Source organism: Xanthomonas sp. 10-10, assembly GCF_040182365.1.
Classification (GTDB): Bacteria; Pseudomonadota; Gammaproteobacteria; order Xanthomonadales; family Xanthomonadaceae; genus Xanthomonas; species Xanthomonas arboricola_F.
Map to the genome: position 1 here is coordinate 3489323 of NZ_CP144460.1, position 15499 is coordinate 3504821.

Sequence of the window (15499 nt, forward strand, 5' to 3'; positions counted from 1 at the left end):
CAGCCGGTGAACTGCGCGCCGCCTTGTAGGGAAATCCCTACCCCTGGCCTCGGGCGTAGAATGTGCCATTACGTCACGCATTCGGAGCCTTCATGGACAGCGCCAAGATCGACCAATTCATCAGCGATACCTGGGACCGGGAGATCGTCCCGCAGCTGGTCGATTACATCCGTATCCCCAATAAATCGCCGATGTTCGACGCCGATTGGGTGGCCCACGGCTATATGGAGCAGGCCGTGACGCTGATGGAAACCTGGGCGCGTGCGCAGGCCATCAATGGCATGCAGGTAGAGGTGGTGCGCCTGGACGGCCGTACGCCGCTGATCTTCATCGAGATCCCTGCCACGGGTCCGGAGTCCGGCGACGACACCGTGTTGCTGTATGGCCATCTGGACAAGCAGCCGGAGATGACGGGTTGGGACGCCGACCTGGGCCCCTGGGAGCCGGTGCTGCGCGACGACAAGTTGTATGGCCGCGGCGGCGCCGACGACGGTTACGCGATCTTCGGTTCTCTGGCTGCGATTCTGGCGCTGCGCACCCAGGGTCTGCCGCACGCGCGTTGCGTGGTGCTGATCGAAGCCTGCGAGGAATCCGGTAGCTACGATCTGCCCGCGTATGTGGATCATCTGGCCGAGCGCATCGGCAAGCCGTCGCTGGTGGTGTGCCTGGACTCGGGCTGCGGCAATTACGAGCAGCTGTGGTGCACCACCTCGCTGCGCGGGCTGACCGGTGGCAACCTCAGCGTGAAGGTGCTGGAGGAAGGCGTGCATTCGGGCGATGCCTCTGGCGTGGTGCCGTCCAGCTTCCGGCTGCTGCGGCAATTGCTTTCTCGCATCGAAGACGAGGCCACGGGCCGCATTCTGCTGGAGGGGCTGCACGTGGAGGTGCCGGAGGAGCGACTGACCCAGGCCAAGGCCGCGGCAACAACGCTGGATACCGCCATCTTCGACAAGTTCCCGATGGTCGATGGCCTGGTGCCGATGCATGAGGACCTCACCGAGCTGGTCTTGAACCGGACCTGGCGCCCGGCGCTGTCGATCACCGGTGTGGACGGCATGCCGCCGCTGGCTTCGGCCGGCAATGTGTTGCGTCCGCAAACGGCGGTGAAGCTGTCGCTGCGGCTGCCGCCGACCGCCGACGGAAAGGCCTGCGGCGAGCTGCTCAAGCAGGCCTTGCTGCGCGACCCTCCGAATGGCGCGCAGGTCACGCTGGAACTGGAAAAGGCCTCGTCCGGCTGGAATGCCCCGGCCATGGCGCCTTGGCTGGAAAAGGCCATCGACGATGCAAGCCAGGCGTTCTTCGACAAGCCGGCGATGTACATGGGCGAAGGCGGCTCGATTCCGTTCATGGGCATGCTGGGCGAAAAGTTCCCGGGCGCACAGTTCATGATTACCGGCGTGCTGGGGCCGCATTCCAATGCGCATGGCCCGAACGAGTTCCTGCACATCCCGATGGGCAAGCGCGTCACTGCCTGCGTGTCGAAGGTGATCGCCGAGCATCACGCGGCCTGCCTGCGCGGCGAAACCAGCGGCTCGCCGGTGGCGGCCGACAGCGGCACCCGTCATGGTGGACATGGTTGCTGTTGAGGCCGTGAGGCCGCCGCGGGCCGAGCGCGTGCGCTGACGTCAGGCCTGGAATTGCAATCGCATCGAACCAGGCAGCATCGGCGAGGGGGCAGCGGCCCCTCACCCAGCTCCCGGCCCGCCAGGACCCGGAGCTGGGGATCGAGCATCCGGTTGAATGCCGATACCTGCACCGGCACTGTGGCGCGCCGCTGCTGCGGCACTGCGAAAGCCCTTGCTGAAGGCATCCCATCAGCGTCGCCCGCACTGCGCTTGCGGCGCAGGTCGCCGACATCCGAAATGCTAGTCTGCCGATCCCTTTCGCCTTCGGTGCTGCGATGAACACCTTGTTTGGTAGCGACAGCTGGCTCTACATTCTGCTGGTGGGATTTGTGGTCGGGCTACTGGCGCGTTTCATCACGCCGGGCACGCAGCGCCTGGGTTGCCTGCTGACCATCGTGCTGGGCATCGCTGGAGCGGTGGTGGCGAGCTGGTTTGGCCGCTACATGGGCTGGTATCACGCCGGCGAGCCTGCCGGCTTCCTCGGCGCATTGCTCGGCGCCATCGCCATCCTTGCACTGCTGCGCTTGTTCAGCGGCAGCAAACGCTGACCGCAAGACGCGCTTTGCCCTCTACTCCCTGATGCAACCACGACACATGACGGTATCGCCCTCTGACCCTGCGCGCGACGCGCTGCGCCTGCAATGGGCGCGACGCGCGCTGGATGATCCATCTGCCACGTTGCAACGCGCGTCGGTCGACGCCGGCTTTCGCAGTTACTGGCGTACGCAGGGGCGCGGCACCGATCGCATCCTGATGGATGCGCCACCGGAGCTTGAAAACGTGGCCCCATGGTTGCGCATGCACGCCCTGTTGGGCGAGCACGGAGTCCGCGTGCCGCACGTGCTGGCACAGGACCTGCAGATCGGCTTGCTGCTATTGGAAGACCTGGGCGTACCGACGCTGGCGCAGGTGCTGACCGACGCCAATGCCGACGCCCTGCTGGATGGCGCAATCGCGCAATTGCTGTTGCTGCAACAGATCCCGCCGCCCGCCGACAGCGGCGTGTTCGGTGAAGCGTTGCTGCAACGCGATGCCGGCCTGTTCGAAGAATGGTTCCTGGGCCGCCATCTTGGCGTGCAGCTGGACTGCAGGCAGGGCGAGCAGTTGCAACTGGTGCAACGGCGTTTGATGGACAACGCACTGGCGCAGCCCCGCGTGTTCACCCATCGCGACTTCATGCCGCGCAATCTGATGCCGGTGCCCGATGGCCCGGCAGTCCTGGACTTCCAGGATTGCGTGATCGGGCCGATCGCCTACGACCCGATCAGCCTGTTCAAGGACACCTCGGTCAGTTGGCCGATCGCACGCGTCGACGGTTGGCTGGCGCGCTATCACGCACGTGCGGAGGCGGCCGGCTTGCCGGTGCCGCCGCTGCAGCAATTTCTGCGCGACGCGGACTGGATGGGCGTGCAGCGACACCTGAAAAACCTGGGTATTTTTTCGCGCCTGAGCCATCGCGACGGCAAGCATTGGTATCTGGACAACGTGCCGCGCTTCATCGCATATCTGGACGAAGTACTGCCGCGCTACGCCGAGCTGGCTCCGCTGATCGCGCTGCTGGACGAAGTAGTCAAACCCGCACTGGCAGCACGGGCAGCGAAGGCAGACGCATGAAGGCGCTGATTTTTGCAGCAGGCTTTGGCGAGCGCATGCGCCCGCTGACCGAACACATGCCAAAGCCCTTGCTGTCGGTCGGCGGCACGCCATTGATCGTCTGGCATCTGCGCAAGCTGGCGGCGTTGGGCGTGGACGAGGTGGTGATCAACACTTCATGGCTGGCCGAGCAGTTTCCGCAAACGCTGGGAGACGGCAGCGCATTCGGTCTGCGTCTGACGTATTCCTTCGAGGGCGCCACTCCGCTGGAAACCGGCGGTGGCATGCTGCATGCGTTGCCGTTGCTGGGCGACGCCCCATTCCTGTTGGTCAATGGCGATATCTGGACCGATTTCGACTTTGCCCGCCTGTCGCATGCACCCGAAGGACTGGCGCAGTTGGTGCTGGTCGATCGCCCCGCGTATGCGGAGCGCGCAGACTTTGCGCTGGACGCCGATGGCAAGGTACATGCAGATTTGCCCGCAACGCTTACCTATTCCGGCATCGGCATGTATCGACCGGCGCTGCTGCACGACTGGCAATCGGTGATTGGCCACTTGCCAGAGCAGACCGGCGCGGCGCCGCGGTTTGCATTGGCGCCGATCCTGCGCGCGCAAATGGCGGCAGGGCTGATCGATGGCATCCACCATGCCGGGCGCTGGACCGATGTCGGCACGCCGCAGCGATTGGCGGAGCTGGATGCGCAATTGCTGCGCGACGGCGGCTGATCGCAACCAAGCGCCGCAACCAGCCAGCCAGCCAGCCAGCCGCGCATCGTGCATTGCTTGCACCACGCACACCGACCATCTCGATCGCCCTTGCAGCCAAGCCGCAGATCAGCCGCTCCGCAACCGATCTATCTGCATTGCAGGCGCCCGCGAGACACAACGCAGACCATGCGCACCAACCAACGTGACTGGTGCTTGCCCGCTCACCGTCGCGGGACCCTGAGCGGCATGGATGCCGCGCCGGAGCCTACATGTACGTACTTGCGGCGTGTCCCGCGATGGTGGGCGGGCAAGGGCCCTGCAACCAGCCCGCAGATCAGCCGTACTACAAGCTTTCAGGTGTAGTGCCTCAAGTGCCTGGACACTGATTTAGATGTGCTGAAGCGAAGTGCGAAGCAACCCGCGCCTACCTTGCGCTGAGCGTCGTACTTCCGTCAGCTGATCGAAGAGCCGCGATCCTCCAGCACCCGCCGCAGGAACGGCACGGTGATGCGGCGCTTGGCCGCCAGCGATTCGCGATCCAGCCGATCCAGCAAGGCCACCAACGTGGCAAGTTCGCGCTCGCTATGCGTCAGCAACCAGTCGATCGCTGCATCGTCCAGCGCCAGCCCACGCCGCTGCGCACGGTCGCGCAGCACGGCCGCGCGCGCCGCGTCGTCAGGTACCGGCAGTCCGATCCGGACGCATTGCGACAACCGCGAACGCAGATCCGGCAGCACCAACGCCAGGCCATCGGGCATCTGCCGTGCGGTGTAGAGCAAGCTGATGCCGGCGGCGCGTGCGCGATTATGGAAATCGAACAGCGCCACTTCGTCGTCGCGCTGGCCGGCGATGCTGTCCACGCCATCCAGTGCAACCAGGCTGCGCCCCTCCAATGCTTCGAGCGCATCGCGCAGGCGGCCGGCTGCTGCATGCAGCGGCAGATACGCGGTTGCGCGCCCGGCCTGCTCGGCCGCCGCGCACACCGCCAGCGCCAGATGCGTCTTGCCGGTGCCGGCGGGGCCGGCAAGATAAAGCCAATCGCTCACCTGCCCGGCCGCCAGGGCCTGCAGCTGCGCAAGCAGGCCCTCGGGCGCGGCGATGTAGCTATCGAAACGCTGGTCGGATGGCGCGCGCAACGCCAATGGCAACTGCGGCACGCTCACGACCGATCTGCGTCCTTGGTCGGGTCGACGATGATGACGCTGCGCTCGGCGGTGCTGGACTGCAGCACGATGCCCGCGCGCTCGCCGGCATACAGGTCGCTGCGGGTGTACTGCTCATGCGCATACCGCAGCAGCACGTTGGCCACCGCTGCCACCGGCAACGCCAGCAGCATGCCGAGAAAGCCGAACAGCTGGCCGCCGGCCATCACCGCAAAGATCACCGCCACCGGATGCAGGCCGATCTTGTCGCCCACGATGCGCGGTGTCAGCACGTAGCTTTCCAGCAACTGGCCGACGGTGAACACGACGCCCACGCCGATCAGCAGCTTCAGATCCAGCCCCTGCGCCTGCACGACCGCCGCCAGCAGTGCCAGCACAATGCCGGTGGTTGCGCCCAGATACGGAATGAAGCTGATGAAGCCGGCGATGATGCCGATCAACAAACCCAGGTTGAGTCCGATGATCGAAAGGCCGGTGGCGTAGATCGCGCCCAGCGCCAGCATCACCAGGAACTGGCCGCGGATGAAGCCGCCGAGCACGTCATTGGATTCCAGCGCCAGCCGGCTCACGGTGCCGATATAGGCGCGCGGGATGACCGCCGCCACACGCTCGACCAGCCGGTCCCAGTCGCGCAGGAAGTAGAACGCCAGAATCGGCAGCAGCGCCAGGTTGATCACCCAGGTCACCATCGCAAAGCCCGAGCGCTGCACGTAGCCGAAGAAGGTCTTGGCAGCGCCGCCGGCTTGTTCCCAATGGCTGCGGATCCAGTCGATCAGGCGCTCAGGGTCCAGCCAGCCCATCAGCTCCACGCCGGTCTTGGCTTCCAGCCATGGAATGGCGGTACTGATCGCCCAGGTGCGCATCTGCGGCAAGGCGTCGATCAGGGTCATGATCTGGCGCTCGATCATCGGCACCAGAATCATCAGCGCCAGCACGAACAACAGCAGTGCCAGCACGAACACCAGCGACACCGCCATGTTGCGCGAGCGACCGGCACGTTCGATGCGGTCCACCAGCGGGTCGCCCAGCCAGGCCAGCAACAACGCCAGCACGAACGGCGTCAGGATCGGGGATAGCAGCGATACCACCCACAACACGCCGACAATCACCGCCACCCATTTGAGGCGGCGCAGGAACAGGGCGATTTCGGCTTCGGGAGTCAAGGTCATTTCAGGCGGTACTCGGCGTGCTCGTTTTCGAGAATGATCGGACCCTCGGTCGGTACCGACACCGAGACCAGCGGGCTGTTGTCGCCGAGCATACGGTTGAGGCCGGAAATGCCCGTGAGCAGTTCCAGATCCACTTCCATGCGGTCGCCGTTGGCGCTGACCGGGCGAATGCTGCGCACTACCGACACGCCCTGCAGCGCAGCGGCAACCCGCAGGTAATCGTCGGCGCTGTGGATGCCGGTGATCACTGCGCGATACACGCCCGGCACGCCCGAGTCCACGCGCTTGGCGTAGCGCTTGACCAAGGCATCGGCAGCGCCATCGGCACCGGCAGCCATCGCGCGGCGCGCGTCGCCGTCGCTGCTGGTCCAACTGGACAGCACATTGCCGTTGTCCACGAACACCCAGTCGGCGGTCCAGCCGGCCGCATTGCGGTAGAGCTTGCCGATCAGCTGCATCGGCGGGCTGTATTTGGCCGACGCGCGCGACACCGCGGCGGTGTCCTTGCGCCAGATCGCACCGGCCAGCGCCTGCTCGGCCGCCGCACCGCCCGGCAGGCCGAGCCGGTACCCGCGCTCGATCGCACGGTCCAGCACGCTGCGTGCGGCATTGGCCTGGGCGACACCTACCAGCCGTGGGCCGCTGCCATCATCGATGGCCAGCCACAGCACCGGCTTGGGGCGCGGCAGCGGCCACACCGGCAAACCGAGGGCAGCGATCAAGCCATCCACATCGGACTGGCGAAAACGCGCGACCAGGGTGGTACGAAAGGTAGGCGCACCTGTACGCGAGGTGCCCTGATCCTGGCGGTAGTCGTAGTGTTCGACGTAGTTAGGCGCATTGCGCAGCGCCTGCGGCACGCCGGGGCGGCTCATCACCGAGCGATCGCCGGAGACCTTGCCCAGCACCGCGCCCAAGGCGCGCGCCAGGGCACCGGGGCGATCGGATTCGCCCTGGCTATTGACCGGCACTTCGGCATCGTAGGCACTTTGCGCCTTGGCGACGTCGCCTTCGGTGCGCAGGTCGGCCTGCGCAAGGGCCGGAACCACAGGCATGGCGACCACGAGGGCGAGAAAGAAAGCGAGACTGCGGCGCATCGACGGTTCCATGGCGTAAGCGTATCCAGGTGAATTGTTGCCCGAATGGGGCGCTAGCGCCAACGTGGCTGTTAAAATCGCCGCCTTTACTGCCGAGCCACCCACGCCCGTGACCAGCCCAACGCCTTCCACTCCCTCGCCCATGACCTACCGCGACGCGGGTGTCGACATCGATGCCGGCAATGCCCTGGTCGAACGCATCAAGCCGTTGGTCAAGCGCAGCTTCCGGCCGGAGGTGATGGGTGGCCTGGGCGGCTTTGGCGCGCTGTTCGACCTGTCGGGCAAGTACAAGGAGCCGGTGCTGGTCTCCGGCACCGACGGCGTGGGCACCAAGCTCAAGCTGGCCCAGCAGTTGGGTCGCCACGACACCATCGGCATCGACCTGGTCGGTATGTGCGTCAACGACGTGCTGGTGCAGGGCGCCGAGCCCTTGTTCTTCCTGGATTATTTCGCCACCGGCAAGCTGGACGTGGATACCGCTGCAGCGGTGGTCGGCGGCATCGCGCGCGGCTGCGAGCTGTCCGGTTGCGCGCTGATCGGCGGTGAAACCGCCGAAATGCCCGACATGTACCCGCCGGGCGAGTACGACCTGGCCGGCTTTACCGTGGGTGCGGTAGAAAAGTCGCAGCTGCTCGACGGCGCGCAGGTGCGCGAGGGCGATGTGCTGCTTGGCATTGCGTCCTCGGGCCCGCATTCCAATGGCTACTCGCTGATCCGCAAGATTTACGAACGTGCCGGCGCACCGGCCGAACATGTGCTGGACGATGGCACCCGACTGATCGACGCGCTGATGGCGCCGACCGCGCTGTACGTCAAGCCGGTGCTGGCGCTGCTCAAGTCGCACGGCGAAGCGATCCATGCCATGGCCCACATCACCGGTGGCGGGCTCACCGAAAACATCATCCGGGTGATTCCCGACGGCCTGGGCCTGGACATCGATGCCAAGGCCTGGACCTTGCCGCCGGTGTTTGCCTGGCTGCAGCGCGAAGGCGCGGTGGCCGATGCCGAAATGTGGCGCACCTTCAACTGCGGCATCGGCTTTGTGCTGATCGCATCGCCTGAGCAGGCAGCCACGCTGGAACAGGCGCTGGACGCGCAATCGCTGGCGCATTGGCGCATTGGCCAGGTGGTCGCCGCACACGGCGACGAACGCGTACGCATCGGCTGATCGAGGACTGCATGGACGCTTCCCCACCTGCCCTGCCGACGCCGGCCAGCGCCAATGACCTGCAGCACCTCAAGCTGCTGTCGACCTTCCATTACGTGCTGGCCGGCATCACCGGGCTGTTTTCGCTGTTTCCGCTGATCCACCTGTTCATGGGGCTGGCCATCGTCACCGGACAGTTACCGATGAACGGCAGCAATGGCGAAGCGGCACCGGACCAGATGCGGATGTTCGGCTGGATCTTCGTGGTGTTCGCGGCCGCACTCATCACCGGCGGGCTGACGTTGGCGGGCTTCATGGCGTATGCCGGCCGCTGCATCGCACAGCGCAGGCGGCATCTGCTGTGCCTGATCGTGGCCGGCATTTCGTGCTCCTTCATGCCATTCGGCACCGTGCTTGGCGTGTTTACGCTGGTCACCTTGCTGCGCCCTCAGGTCAAGGCACTGTTCGGCCCTGCCGCAAGCGCCGCCTGAGGGATACGTGATCATCAGGGCCCTGCGCCGCGCCAAATCGGCTGCGTTGATCGTCACCATCGCAGTGTTCCTGGCGAGCTGGATCGCGCCGCTGTGGCCGGTCGAACAGGCCTTGCACAGCTCACTGACGGTGCTCGGGTTGTTCGCGCTAGTGTGGGCCGATCGTCGCTGGCCACTGGAAAACGCCGCGTTCGTGGCAATCTGCGTGTTTATCGCCTTGCACTGCGTCGGCGCGCGCTGGCTGTATTCCAACGTGCCTTACGAGCAATGGAGCATGCAGCTGCTGCACTGGTCGCCCAGCGCGACGTTCGGCTGGACACGCAATCATTTCGACCGGCTGATCCATCTGCTGTTCGGGCTGTGTTTCACGCCGGCCATTGCGCAACTGGCGCTACGGCTATGGCCCCGCCTGACGCTGCGGCAGATCTTCGCGCTGACGGTGATGAGCATCATGTGCGTCAGCCTGGTCTACGAGTGGTTCGAGTGGGGCATTGCGCTGCTGCTGTCACCACAGGCCGCCGAAGCCTATAACGGCCAGCAGGGCGACCCCTGGGACGCGCATACCGACATGCTGCTGGCAACCCTCGGCAGCCTGGCTGCCTACCCCGTGGTGAGGACATTGTTCAATGCACGCGACTGAACCGCGCCTGCGCCTGGCCGTGCTGGCCTCCGGCCGCGGCAGCAATCTGCAGGCCATCCTTGACGCAATCGACAGCGGGCGCCTGCACGCGGAGGTGGTCGGGGTATTTTCCGATCGCCCGCAGGCGCCGGCACTGCACAAGGTGGACGCGGCGCACCGCTGGAGCGCCAGTCCACGCGACTTTGCCGACCGCGACGCCTTTGACGCCGCGCTGGGCGATGCCATCGCCGCCGTGCAACCGGACTGGGTCATCTGCGCCGGCTACATGCGCATCCTGGGCGAGCCGTTGGTGCGACGCTTCGCTGGCCGCATGCTCAATATCCACCCGTCGCTGCTGCCCAAGTACCGCGGATTGCACACCCATGCGCGCGCGCTGGAGGCCGGCGACACCGAGCACGGCGCCAGCGTGCATCTGGTGGTGCCGGAACTGGATGCCGGCAACGTGATCGCGCAGGCCCGCGTGCCGGTGCTTGCGGGCGACAGCGCCGAGCAACTGGCCGCCCGCGTGCTGGCGCGCGAGCACCTGCTGCTGCTCGCCACGCTGGACCTGCTGGCCAGCGGGCGCCTCCAGGTGGACGGCGATGCGGTGCATGTGGACGGTCAGTGCCTGTTTACGCCACTGCGACTAGAGTCCGCTGGCACCGCACTCGCCTGAATGCGGATACGCCCTCCTCATCCTGTCTCGGACATCCTTGTGGCCCCGTGCCTCAACTCCAGCGCATGAAAGCCCTCCCGATCGCCGCCGCGCTGTTGACCACGGCCCTGCTCTGCCAGGCCAGCCCGAGCCGTGCGCACCAGGCAGCCGCGCCCCCGATGGCCACGCCTCAGACGCCTGCTGCCCCTGTCGCCCCTGCGGCTGCAGCCGCACTGCCCGCTAGCACCTGGACGCCGCCGCCGCTGGAGCCTTTTGTGGCGACCTACCAGGCGTTCTACCGTGGCAAGGAGGCCGGCGATGCCACCATGCAGGTCAGCCACGGCGACGCAAGCCAGTGGCGGATCGACATGTCGGTGCGCGGCCGCAAGGGCTTCGCCAGCATCCTGGGCTTGAACCTGGAACAGAGCACGGTGTTTCGCGTCGATGGCGACACCTATGTGCCGTTGAGCCAGAGCACCGTGCGCAAGGCGATGTTCTTCGGCAAGAAGGTCACCGGCGTCTACAACTGGCAAGCCGGCACCGCGCAATGGGACGGCGACCTGAAGGAAGAGCGTCAGCAACCCATCCCGCTGCAACACGGCGATCAAAGCGCGCTGTCGCTGAATCTGTCGCTGATGCGCGACGCGCAGCCGGGCCGCAGCCTGAGCTACCGCTATGTCGATGTGGGCCGGGTGCGCAAATACGATTACAAGGCCGCCGATGCCACCGAGGTGGTGCAGGTCGGCGACCTGAGCTACGACGCGTTGCGCGTGTACCGCGTCAACAGCGGCGACAACGAAACCATCCTCTGGATCGCCAACGGAGTTCCGACCCCGGTGCGCATCCTGCAACGTGACAAAGGTGAGGATCAGGTCGATCTCCGCCTGGTCGAATACCAAGGAGTCTGACCATGAAAACCCTCTCCCGCACCAGCGCCTTGATCGCCGCCGCCGCACTGGCCGTGGCCAGCCTGCCGGCGTTGGCCGTGCAGCCGTTCCAGGCTGATTACTCCGCCAATTACATGGGCATGCAGGCCAACGGCACCATGACCCTGGCCGCGGCCGGCGCCAACCAATGGCGCTACACGCTGACCATCCAGAACCAGTTGGCCAACCTGACCCAGAGCACGGTGTTCGAGGAAGCCAATGGCCAGCTGCGCCCGGTCAGCAGCAACGATAGCTCTTCGATGATGGTCAAGCGCCGCAACGTCACCGCCAATTACGACTGGAAAACCAGCCAGGCGACCTGGGGCGGCGATATCAAGCCGGACCGCCGTGGCCCGGTGAAATTGCAGCCCGGTGACATGGATGCGTTGCTGATCAACCTGGCGATCACCCGCGATCTGGCTGCCGGCAAGCCGCTCAACTACCGCATGGTGGACGAAGGCCGCATCAAGCCGATGAGCTACAAGGTGGTCGGCAAGGAAACCATCACTGTCAACGGCAAGCAGGAGCAGGCCACCAAGGTCTCGCGCGTGGATGGCGACAAGGAATTGATCGCCTGGGTGGTCAAGGACCTGCCGGTGCCGGCGCGCCTGCTGCAGAAGGAAAAAGGCCAGGATGCGCTGGATCTGACCATCAAGGGGCTGCGCTGAGCGAGATGCAGCTGCCATTTTAAGAGCGCGCCAAGGCGCAAGGCTTTGGAGGAGCCAGTGGGTCGAGGGCGCGGTGCCCTCGCCGCTCGCGGGACACGCCGCAAGTACATCCCTGTAGGCTCGGTGGCGGCATCCATGCCGCCACACGGTCCCGCGATCGACGAGGACACCGCACCAGACGATTGGTCGGTTGTTCGCTTAAAAGCTTGTCCGTTGATCGGCTTGCGTGTTGATCGGCTCGGGTTAGGAGATTAGCGGACGCTTGCTTGTCAGAACTGCAGGGCACGGTGCCTGCTCTTACCATGCACACCGACCATCTCGACCGGTCCTTGCCTGCCTACCGTCACGGGACCTTACGCGGCATGGATGCCGCGTAAGAGCTTACAGGGACGTACTTGCAGCGTGTCCCGGGATGGTGGGCGGGCAAGGGCCCTGCAACCAGGCCGCAGATCAGCCGCTCTCCGACTGATCCATCCGCACCAACCCATCACGCCTCAGGGCTTTGCTGCGGCCTTGTCGTCGCCGGTGCTGAACACCGTACGGCAGTCCACGCGGATCTGCTCGTCGTTGCTGCGCCAATAGAACAGATCGCAGTGGCGCTTGCCTTCGACGGTCTTTTTCACTGCCACCGCATAGAACGACTGCGCGATCTCGTCGCGGCTGGCGGTGCCGTCGCCGTTCCAGTCCATGTCCTTGAACTCGACGCCCTGGGTGATCGCCATGCCGACCGACCAGGCGTAGGCCAGCCACGCCAGGATCAGCACGATCACGCCCAGCAGGATCTTGCGACGGGTGGTGAAGCGTCCGCGCAGGATCATGCGGTGCGCCGGATGGTCGCGCCCAGCGCCCCCAGCTTCTCCTCGATGTTTTCGTAGCCACGGTCCAGGTGGTAGATGCGATCGATGGTGGTGTCGCCGTCGGCGACCAGCCCGGCCAGGATCAACGAGGCCGAGGCGCGCAGATCGGTCGCCATCACCGGCGCGCCGCTGAGACGCTCGGCACCGCGCACGATGGCGGTGTGGCCTTCGACCTGGATGTCCGCGCCCAGCCGCAACAGCTCATTGACGTGCATGAAGCGGTTTTCGAAGATCGTTTCGTTGATCACGCCCACGCCATCAGCCACGCAGTTGAGCGCCATGAATTGCGCCTGCATGTCGGTGGGAAACGCCGGGTATGGCGCGGTGGTCAGGTTGACCGCGCGCGGGCGCTTGCCATGCATGTCCAAGGTGACGCTGTCGGCGGTGGTGGTAATGGTGGCACCCGCCTCGGTGAGCTTGTCCAGCACCGCATCCAGGGTGTCCGGGCGCGCGCGGCGCACGGTGACGCTGCCGCCGGTCATGGCCGCGGCGACCAGGAAGGTGCCGGTTTCGATACGATCCGGCAGCACCGCATGGTGCCCGCCGCCCAGACGCTGCACGCCCTGCACCACGATGCGCGGCGTGCCGGCGCCTTCGATCTGCGCACCGAGCGCGATCAGGCAGTCGGCCAGGTCGGTGACCTCCGGCTCCATCGCCGCGTTTTCCAGCACTGTGGTGCCTTCGGCCAGCACGGCGGCCATCAGTACGTTCTCGGTGCCGGTAACGCTGACCATGTCGAACACGTAGCGCCCGCCCTTCAGGCGGCCGTTGCTGGTGGCCTTGATGTAGCCGTTTTCCACGCTGATCTCTGCACCCAATGCCTGCAGGCCCTTGATGTGCTGGTCGACCGGGCGCGAGCCGATCGCGCAGCCGCCGGGCAGCGACACTTCGGCGGTGCCGTAGCGCGCCAGCAGCGGGCCCAGTACCAGGATCGAGGCGCGCATGGTCTTGACCAGCTCGTAGGGCGCGACCTGGTGGGTCACCGAGCGCGGGTCGACCAGGATCGAGCGGCCCTTGGCCAGGGTGCCTTCGTCGATGGTGACCTCGGCGCCCAGCTCGCTGAGCAGCTTCACCGTGGTGATCACATCGTGCAGGTGCGGCACGTTGCTGATTTCAACCGGCGCATCGGCCAGCAAGGTGGCGCACAGGATCGGCAGCACTGCGTTCTTGGCGCCGGAGATATTGACTTCGCCGTGCAGCGCTTGGCCGCCGGTCACTACGATTTTTGCCATGGGAATCTGAGAAATCCGAAAGTAGAAGGGATGTCGGGGGAATGAAGTGAGGGACGTATCGACCGTAGTGCACGGGGCGCGCGTTGGAACCGGGGGATCGAGCGGCGCCGGGTACGGCCAGGGACGCGCTGGACAAAGTCACTGCGTGAGCGTGGACGACGCCAGTCGAGGCGATGAGGTGCCTACTGCTGACCGACCCTGCTCCGCGCGCCGCGCCGACCCAGCCCGCCTGATGGCGAGCGCGGCGATTGCGCTCAGCCTTCCTCGGGCGTCAGGGTCTTCAGCTGCAGCGCGTGGATCGCCCCGCCCATCAGATCGCCCAGGGTGGCGTAAACCATGCGGTGCCGCGCTAGCGGGGCCTTGCCGGCAAAGGCCGGGCTGACCACGGTCGCCTCGAAGTGCACGCCGTCGTCGCCGTGCACGTCGACGCGGGCTTCGGGCAAGCCGGTTTCGATGAGTTTACGGATGGTTTCGGCGTCCACAGGGTGTTTCCTCATAAAATGAGCGCACATTCTACTCTTCACCCGAGTCCCGTATGGCCGTCTCGCACCTGCCCACCGCCACCGTCAGCGACGCCAGCCTGGTCGCCAGCGGCCAGCGCGTGCTGGAGATCGAGCGTGAAGCCTTGGCGAGTGTGGGCGCGCGCATCGGCAGCGCGTTTGCCGCGGCCTGCCGGCTGGTGCTGGCCTCCCGTGGGCGGGTGGTGGCCACCGGAATGGGCAAATCCGGCCACATCGCGCGCAAGATCGCCGCCACCCTGGCCTCCACCGGCACGCCGGCGTTCTTCGTGCACCCCGGCGAGGCCGGCCATGGCGACCTGGGCATGATCACCGAGGCCGACATCGTGCTGGCGCTGTCGTATTCGGGCGAATCGGATGAAGTGCGCATGCTGCTGCCGGTGCTCAAGCGCCAGGGCAACCCGATCATCGCCATGACCGGGCGCCCGAGCTCGTCGCTGGCCCAGGCCGCCGACGTGCATCTGGATGTGAGCGTCACCGCCGAGGCCTGCCCGTTGCATCTGGCGCCGACCTCCAGCACCACCGCCTCGCTGGCGATGGGCGACGCCCTGGCGGTGGCGCTGCTGGACGCGCGCGGCTTCACCGCCGACGACTTCGCCCGCTCGCACCCGGCCGGCAGCCTGGGCCGCCGCCTGCTGCTGCACATCACCGACGTCATGCACGGCGGCGATGACCTGCCCAGCGTGCGCGCCGACGCCAGCCTGAGCCAGGCGCTGATGGAAATGAGCCGCAAGCGGCTGGGCATGACCGCGGTGGTCGACGACGACGGCCGCCTGATCGGCCTGTTCACCGATGGCGACCTGCGCCGTGCACTGGACAGCGATATCGACGTGCGCAGCGCCGGCATCGCCGAGGTGATGACGCGCAACCCGCGCACCATCGGCGCCGACCAGCTGGCCGCCGAGGCCGCGCGGCTGATGGAGGACTACAAGATCAATGGCCTGATCGTGGTGGACGCGCAGCAGCGCGCGGTCGGCGCCCTGAACATTCACGACCTGTTGCGCGCTAAGGTGGTTTAACAGGTTCAGT

The 15499-nt window shown here is 66.1% G+C and carries 17 protein-coding genes; 11 read left to right on the plus strand and 6 right to left on the minus strand.

The window, feature by feature from the left end:
- The first annotated feature begins 92 nt into the window (after positions 1-92).
- The 4 genes from VZ068_RS14710 to murU all read left to right on the plus strand — a co-directional run bounded on the left by VZ068_RS14710 (position 93) and on the right by murU (position 3946).
- Entirely contained in the window at positions 93-1586 is a 1494-nt protein-coding gene (locus tag VZ068_RS14710) for a M20 family metallopeptidase (protein WP_349655710.1), read from the plus strand.
- A gap of 314 nt (positions 1587-1900) precedes the next feature.
- On the plus strand, positions 1901-2173 hold the full coding sequence (locus tag VZ068_RS14715; protein ID WP_005993264.1) for a GlsB/YeaQ/YmgE family stress response membrane protein: 273 nt from the start codon (positions 1901-1903) through the stop codon (positions 2171-2173).
- 46 nt (positions 2174-2219) lie between these two features.
- A complete protein-coding gene (locus VZ068_RS14720; protein WP_349655711.1) occupies positions 2220-3239 on the plus strand; it encodes a phosphotransferase in 1020 nt (339 codons plus the stop codon).
- Complete coding sequence (gene murU / locus VZ068_RS14725) at positions 3236-3946, plus strand: N-acetylmuramate alpha-1-phosphate uridylyltransferase MurU (protein WP_259151852.1); 711 nt, start codon at positions 3236-3238, stop codon at positions 3944-3946. The genes VZ068_RS14720 and murU overlap by 4 nt, the downstream gene beginning before the upstream one ends.
- A 434-nt stretch (positions 3947-4380) precedes the next feature.
- Here murU and hda read toward each other — a convergent pair whose 3' ends face one another.
- Genes hda through VZ068_RS14740 form a run of 3 tightly spaced genes read right to left on the minus strand, consistent with a single transcriptional unit; the run spans position 4381 to position 7369 of the window.
- Entirely contained in the window at positions 4381-5091 is a 711-nt protein-coding gene (hda, locus tag VZ068_RS14730; protein ID WP_259151853.1) for a DnaA regulatory inactivator Hda, read from the minus strand.
- Positions 5088-6260 carry an AI-2E family transporter gene (locus VZ068_RS14735; protein WP_349655712.1) on the minus strand — a complete coding sequence of 391 codons (1173 nt, stop codon included), beginning with the start codon at positions 6258-6260 and terminating at the stop codon, positions 5088-5090. The genes hda and VZ068_RS14735 overlap by 4 nt, the downstream gene beginning before the upstream one ends.
- Positions 6257-7369 carry a DUF2066 domain-containing protein gene (locus tag VZ068_RS14740; protein ID WP_259151855.1) on the minus strand — a complete coding sequence of 371 codons (1113 nt, stop codon included), beginning with the start codon at positions 7367-7369 and terminating at the stop codon, positions 6257-6259. Before VZ068_RS14740 ends, VZ068_RS14735 begins: the two co-directional genes overlap by 4 nt.
- A 22-nt stretch (positions 7370-7391) precedes the next feature.
- Between VZ068_RS14740 and purM the strand changes: the two genes are divergently transcribed.
- From purM to VZ068_RS14770, 6 genes are all read left to right on the plus strand, one after another.
- Entirely contained in the window at positions 7392-8525 is a 1134-nt protein-coding gene (purM, locus tag VZ068_RS14745) for a phosphoribosylformylglycinamidine cyclo-ligase (protein ID WP_259161402.1), read from the plus strand.
- 11 nt (positions 8526-8536) lie between these two features.
- Entirely contained in the window at positions 8537-8995 is a 459-nt protein-coding gene (locus VZ068_RS14750; protein WP_259161405.1) for a hypothetical protein, read from the plus strand.
- Between the two features lie 22 nt (positions 8996-9017).
- Positions 9018-9635, plus strand: coding sequence for a DUF2238 domain-containing protein (locus VZ068_RS14755; protein ID WP_349657718.1), 618 nt, complete (start codon positions 9018-9020; stop codon positions 9633-9635).
- Positions 9622-10290, plus strand: coding sequence for a phosphoribosylglycinamide formyltransferase (gene purN, locus VZ068_RS14760; protein ID WP_349655713.1), 669 nt, complete (start codon positions 9622-9624; stop codon positions 10288-10290). Before VZ068_RS14755 ends, purN begins: the two co-directional genes overlap by 14 nt.
- Positions 10291-10355: 65 nt before the next feature.
- Positions 10356-11177: a DUF3108 domain-containing protein gene (locus VZ068_RS14765; protein ID WP_349655714.1), complete on the plus strand. Its 822-nt coding sequence runs from the start codon at positions 10356-10358 to the stop codon at positions 11175-11177.
- A 2-nt stretch (positions 11178-11179) separates the two neighbouring features.
- A complete protein-coding gene (locus VZ068_RS14770; RefSeq protein WP_259151860.1) occupies positions 11180-11863 on the plus strand; it encodes a DUF3108 domain-containing protein in 684 nt (227 codons plus the stop codon).
- 494 nt (positions 11864-12357) lie between these two features.
- On the opposite strand, the gene VZ068_RS14775 is transcribed toward VZ068_RS14770, so the two are convergent.
- From VZ068_RS14775 to VZ068_RS14785, 3 genes are all read right to left on the minus strand, one after another.
- The gene (locus tag VZ068_RS14775; RefSeq protein WP_259151862.1) at positions 12358-12681 is read right to left on the minus strand and encodes an EF-hand domain-containing protein; all 324 of its coding nucleotides are present in this window, start codon (positions 12679-12681) and stop codon (positions 12358-12360) included.
- Complete coding sequence (gene murA / locus VZ068_RS14780) at positions 12678-13952, minus strand: UDP-N-acetylglucosamine 1-carboxyvinyltransferase (RefSeq protein ID WP_259161408.1); 1275 nt, start codon at positions 13950-13952, stop codon at positions 12678-12680. Before murA ends, VZ068_RS14775 begins: the two co-directional genes overlap by 4 nt.
- A gap of 254 nt (positions 13953-14206) precedes the next feature.
- Complete coding sequence (locus tag VZ068_RS14785) at positions 14207-14434, minus strand: BolA family protein (protein WP_349655715.1); 228 nt, start codon at positions 14432-14434, stop codon at positions 14207-14209.
- Positions 14435-14487: 53 nt separating this feature from the next.
- On the opposite strand from VZ068_RS14785, the gene VZ068_RS14790 reads away from it, so the two are divergent.
- Positions 14488-15489 carry a KpsF/GutQ family sugar-phosphate isomerase gene (locus tag VZ068_RS14790; protein ID WP_349655716.1) on the plus strand — a complete coding sequence of 334 codons (1002 nt, stop codon included), beginning with the start codon at positions 14488-14490 and terminating at the stop codon, positions 15487-15489.
- Positions 15490-15499 lie beyond the last annotated feature (10 nt).

Coding starts and splice junctions, on each gene's coding strand:
- VZ068_RS14710 (WP_349655710.1), top strand. CDS start 93: ATGGACAGCGCCAAGATCGACCAATTCATCAGCGATACCTGGGACCGG.
- VZ068_RS14715 (WP_005993264.1), top strand. CDS start 1,901: ATGAACACCTTGTTTGGTAGCGACAGCTGGCTCTACATTCTGCTGGTG.
- VZ068_RS14720 (WP_349655711.1), top strand. CDS start 2,220: ATGACGGTATCGCCCTCTGACCCTGCGCGCGACGCGCTGCGCCTGCAA.
- murU (WP_259151852.1), top strand. CDS start 3,236: ATGAAGGCGCTGATTTTTGCAGCAGGCTTTGGCGAGCGCATGCGCCCG.
- VZ068_RS14735 (WP_349655712.1), bottom strand. CDS start 6,260: ATGACCTTGACTCCCGAAGCCGAAATCGCCCTGTTCCTGCGCCGCCTC.
- VZ068_RS14740 (WP_259151855.1), bottom strand. CDS start 7,369: ATGGAACCGTCGATGCGCCGCAGTCTCGCTTTCTTTCTCGCCCTCGTG.
- VZ068_RS14750 (WP_259161405.1), top strand. CDS start 8,537: ATGGACGCTTCCCCACCTGCCCTGCCGACGCCGGCCAGCGCCAATGAC.
- purN (WP_349655713.1), top strand. CDS start 9,622: ATGCACGCGACTGAACCGCGCCTGCGCCTGGCCGTGCTGGCCTCCGGC.
- VZ068_RS14765 (WP_349655714.1), top strand. CDS start 10,356: ATGAAAGCCCTCCCGATCGCCGCCGCGCTGTTGACCACGGCCCTGCTC.
- VZ068_RS14770 (WP_259151860.1), top strand. CDS start 11,180: ATGAAAACCCTCTCCCGCACCAGCGCCTTGATCGCCGCCGCCGCACTG.
- VZ068_RS14775 (WP_259151862.1), bottom strand. CDS start 12,681: ATGATCCTGCGCGGACGCTTCACCACCCGTCGCAAGATCCTGCTGGGC.
- murA (WP_259161408.1), bottom strand. CDS start 13,952: ATGGCAAAAATCGTAGTGACCGGCGGCCAAGCGCTGCACGGCGAAGTC.
- VZ068_RS14790 (WP_349655716.1), top strand. CDS start 14,488: ATGGCCGTCTCGCACCTGCCCACCGCCACCGTCAGCGACGCCAGCCTG.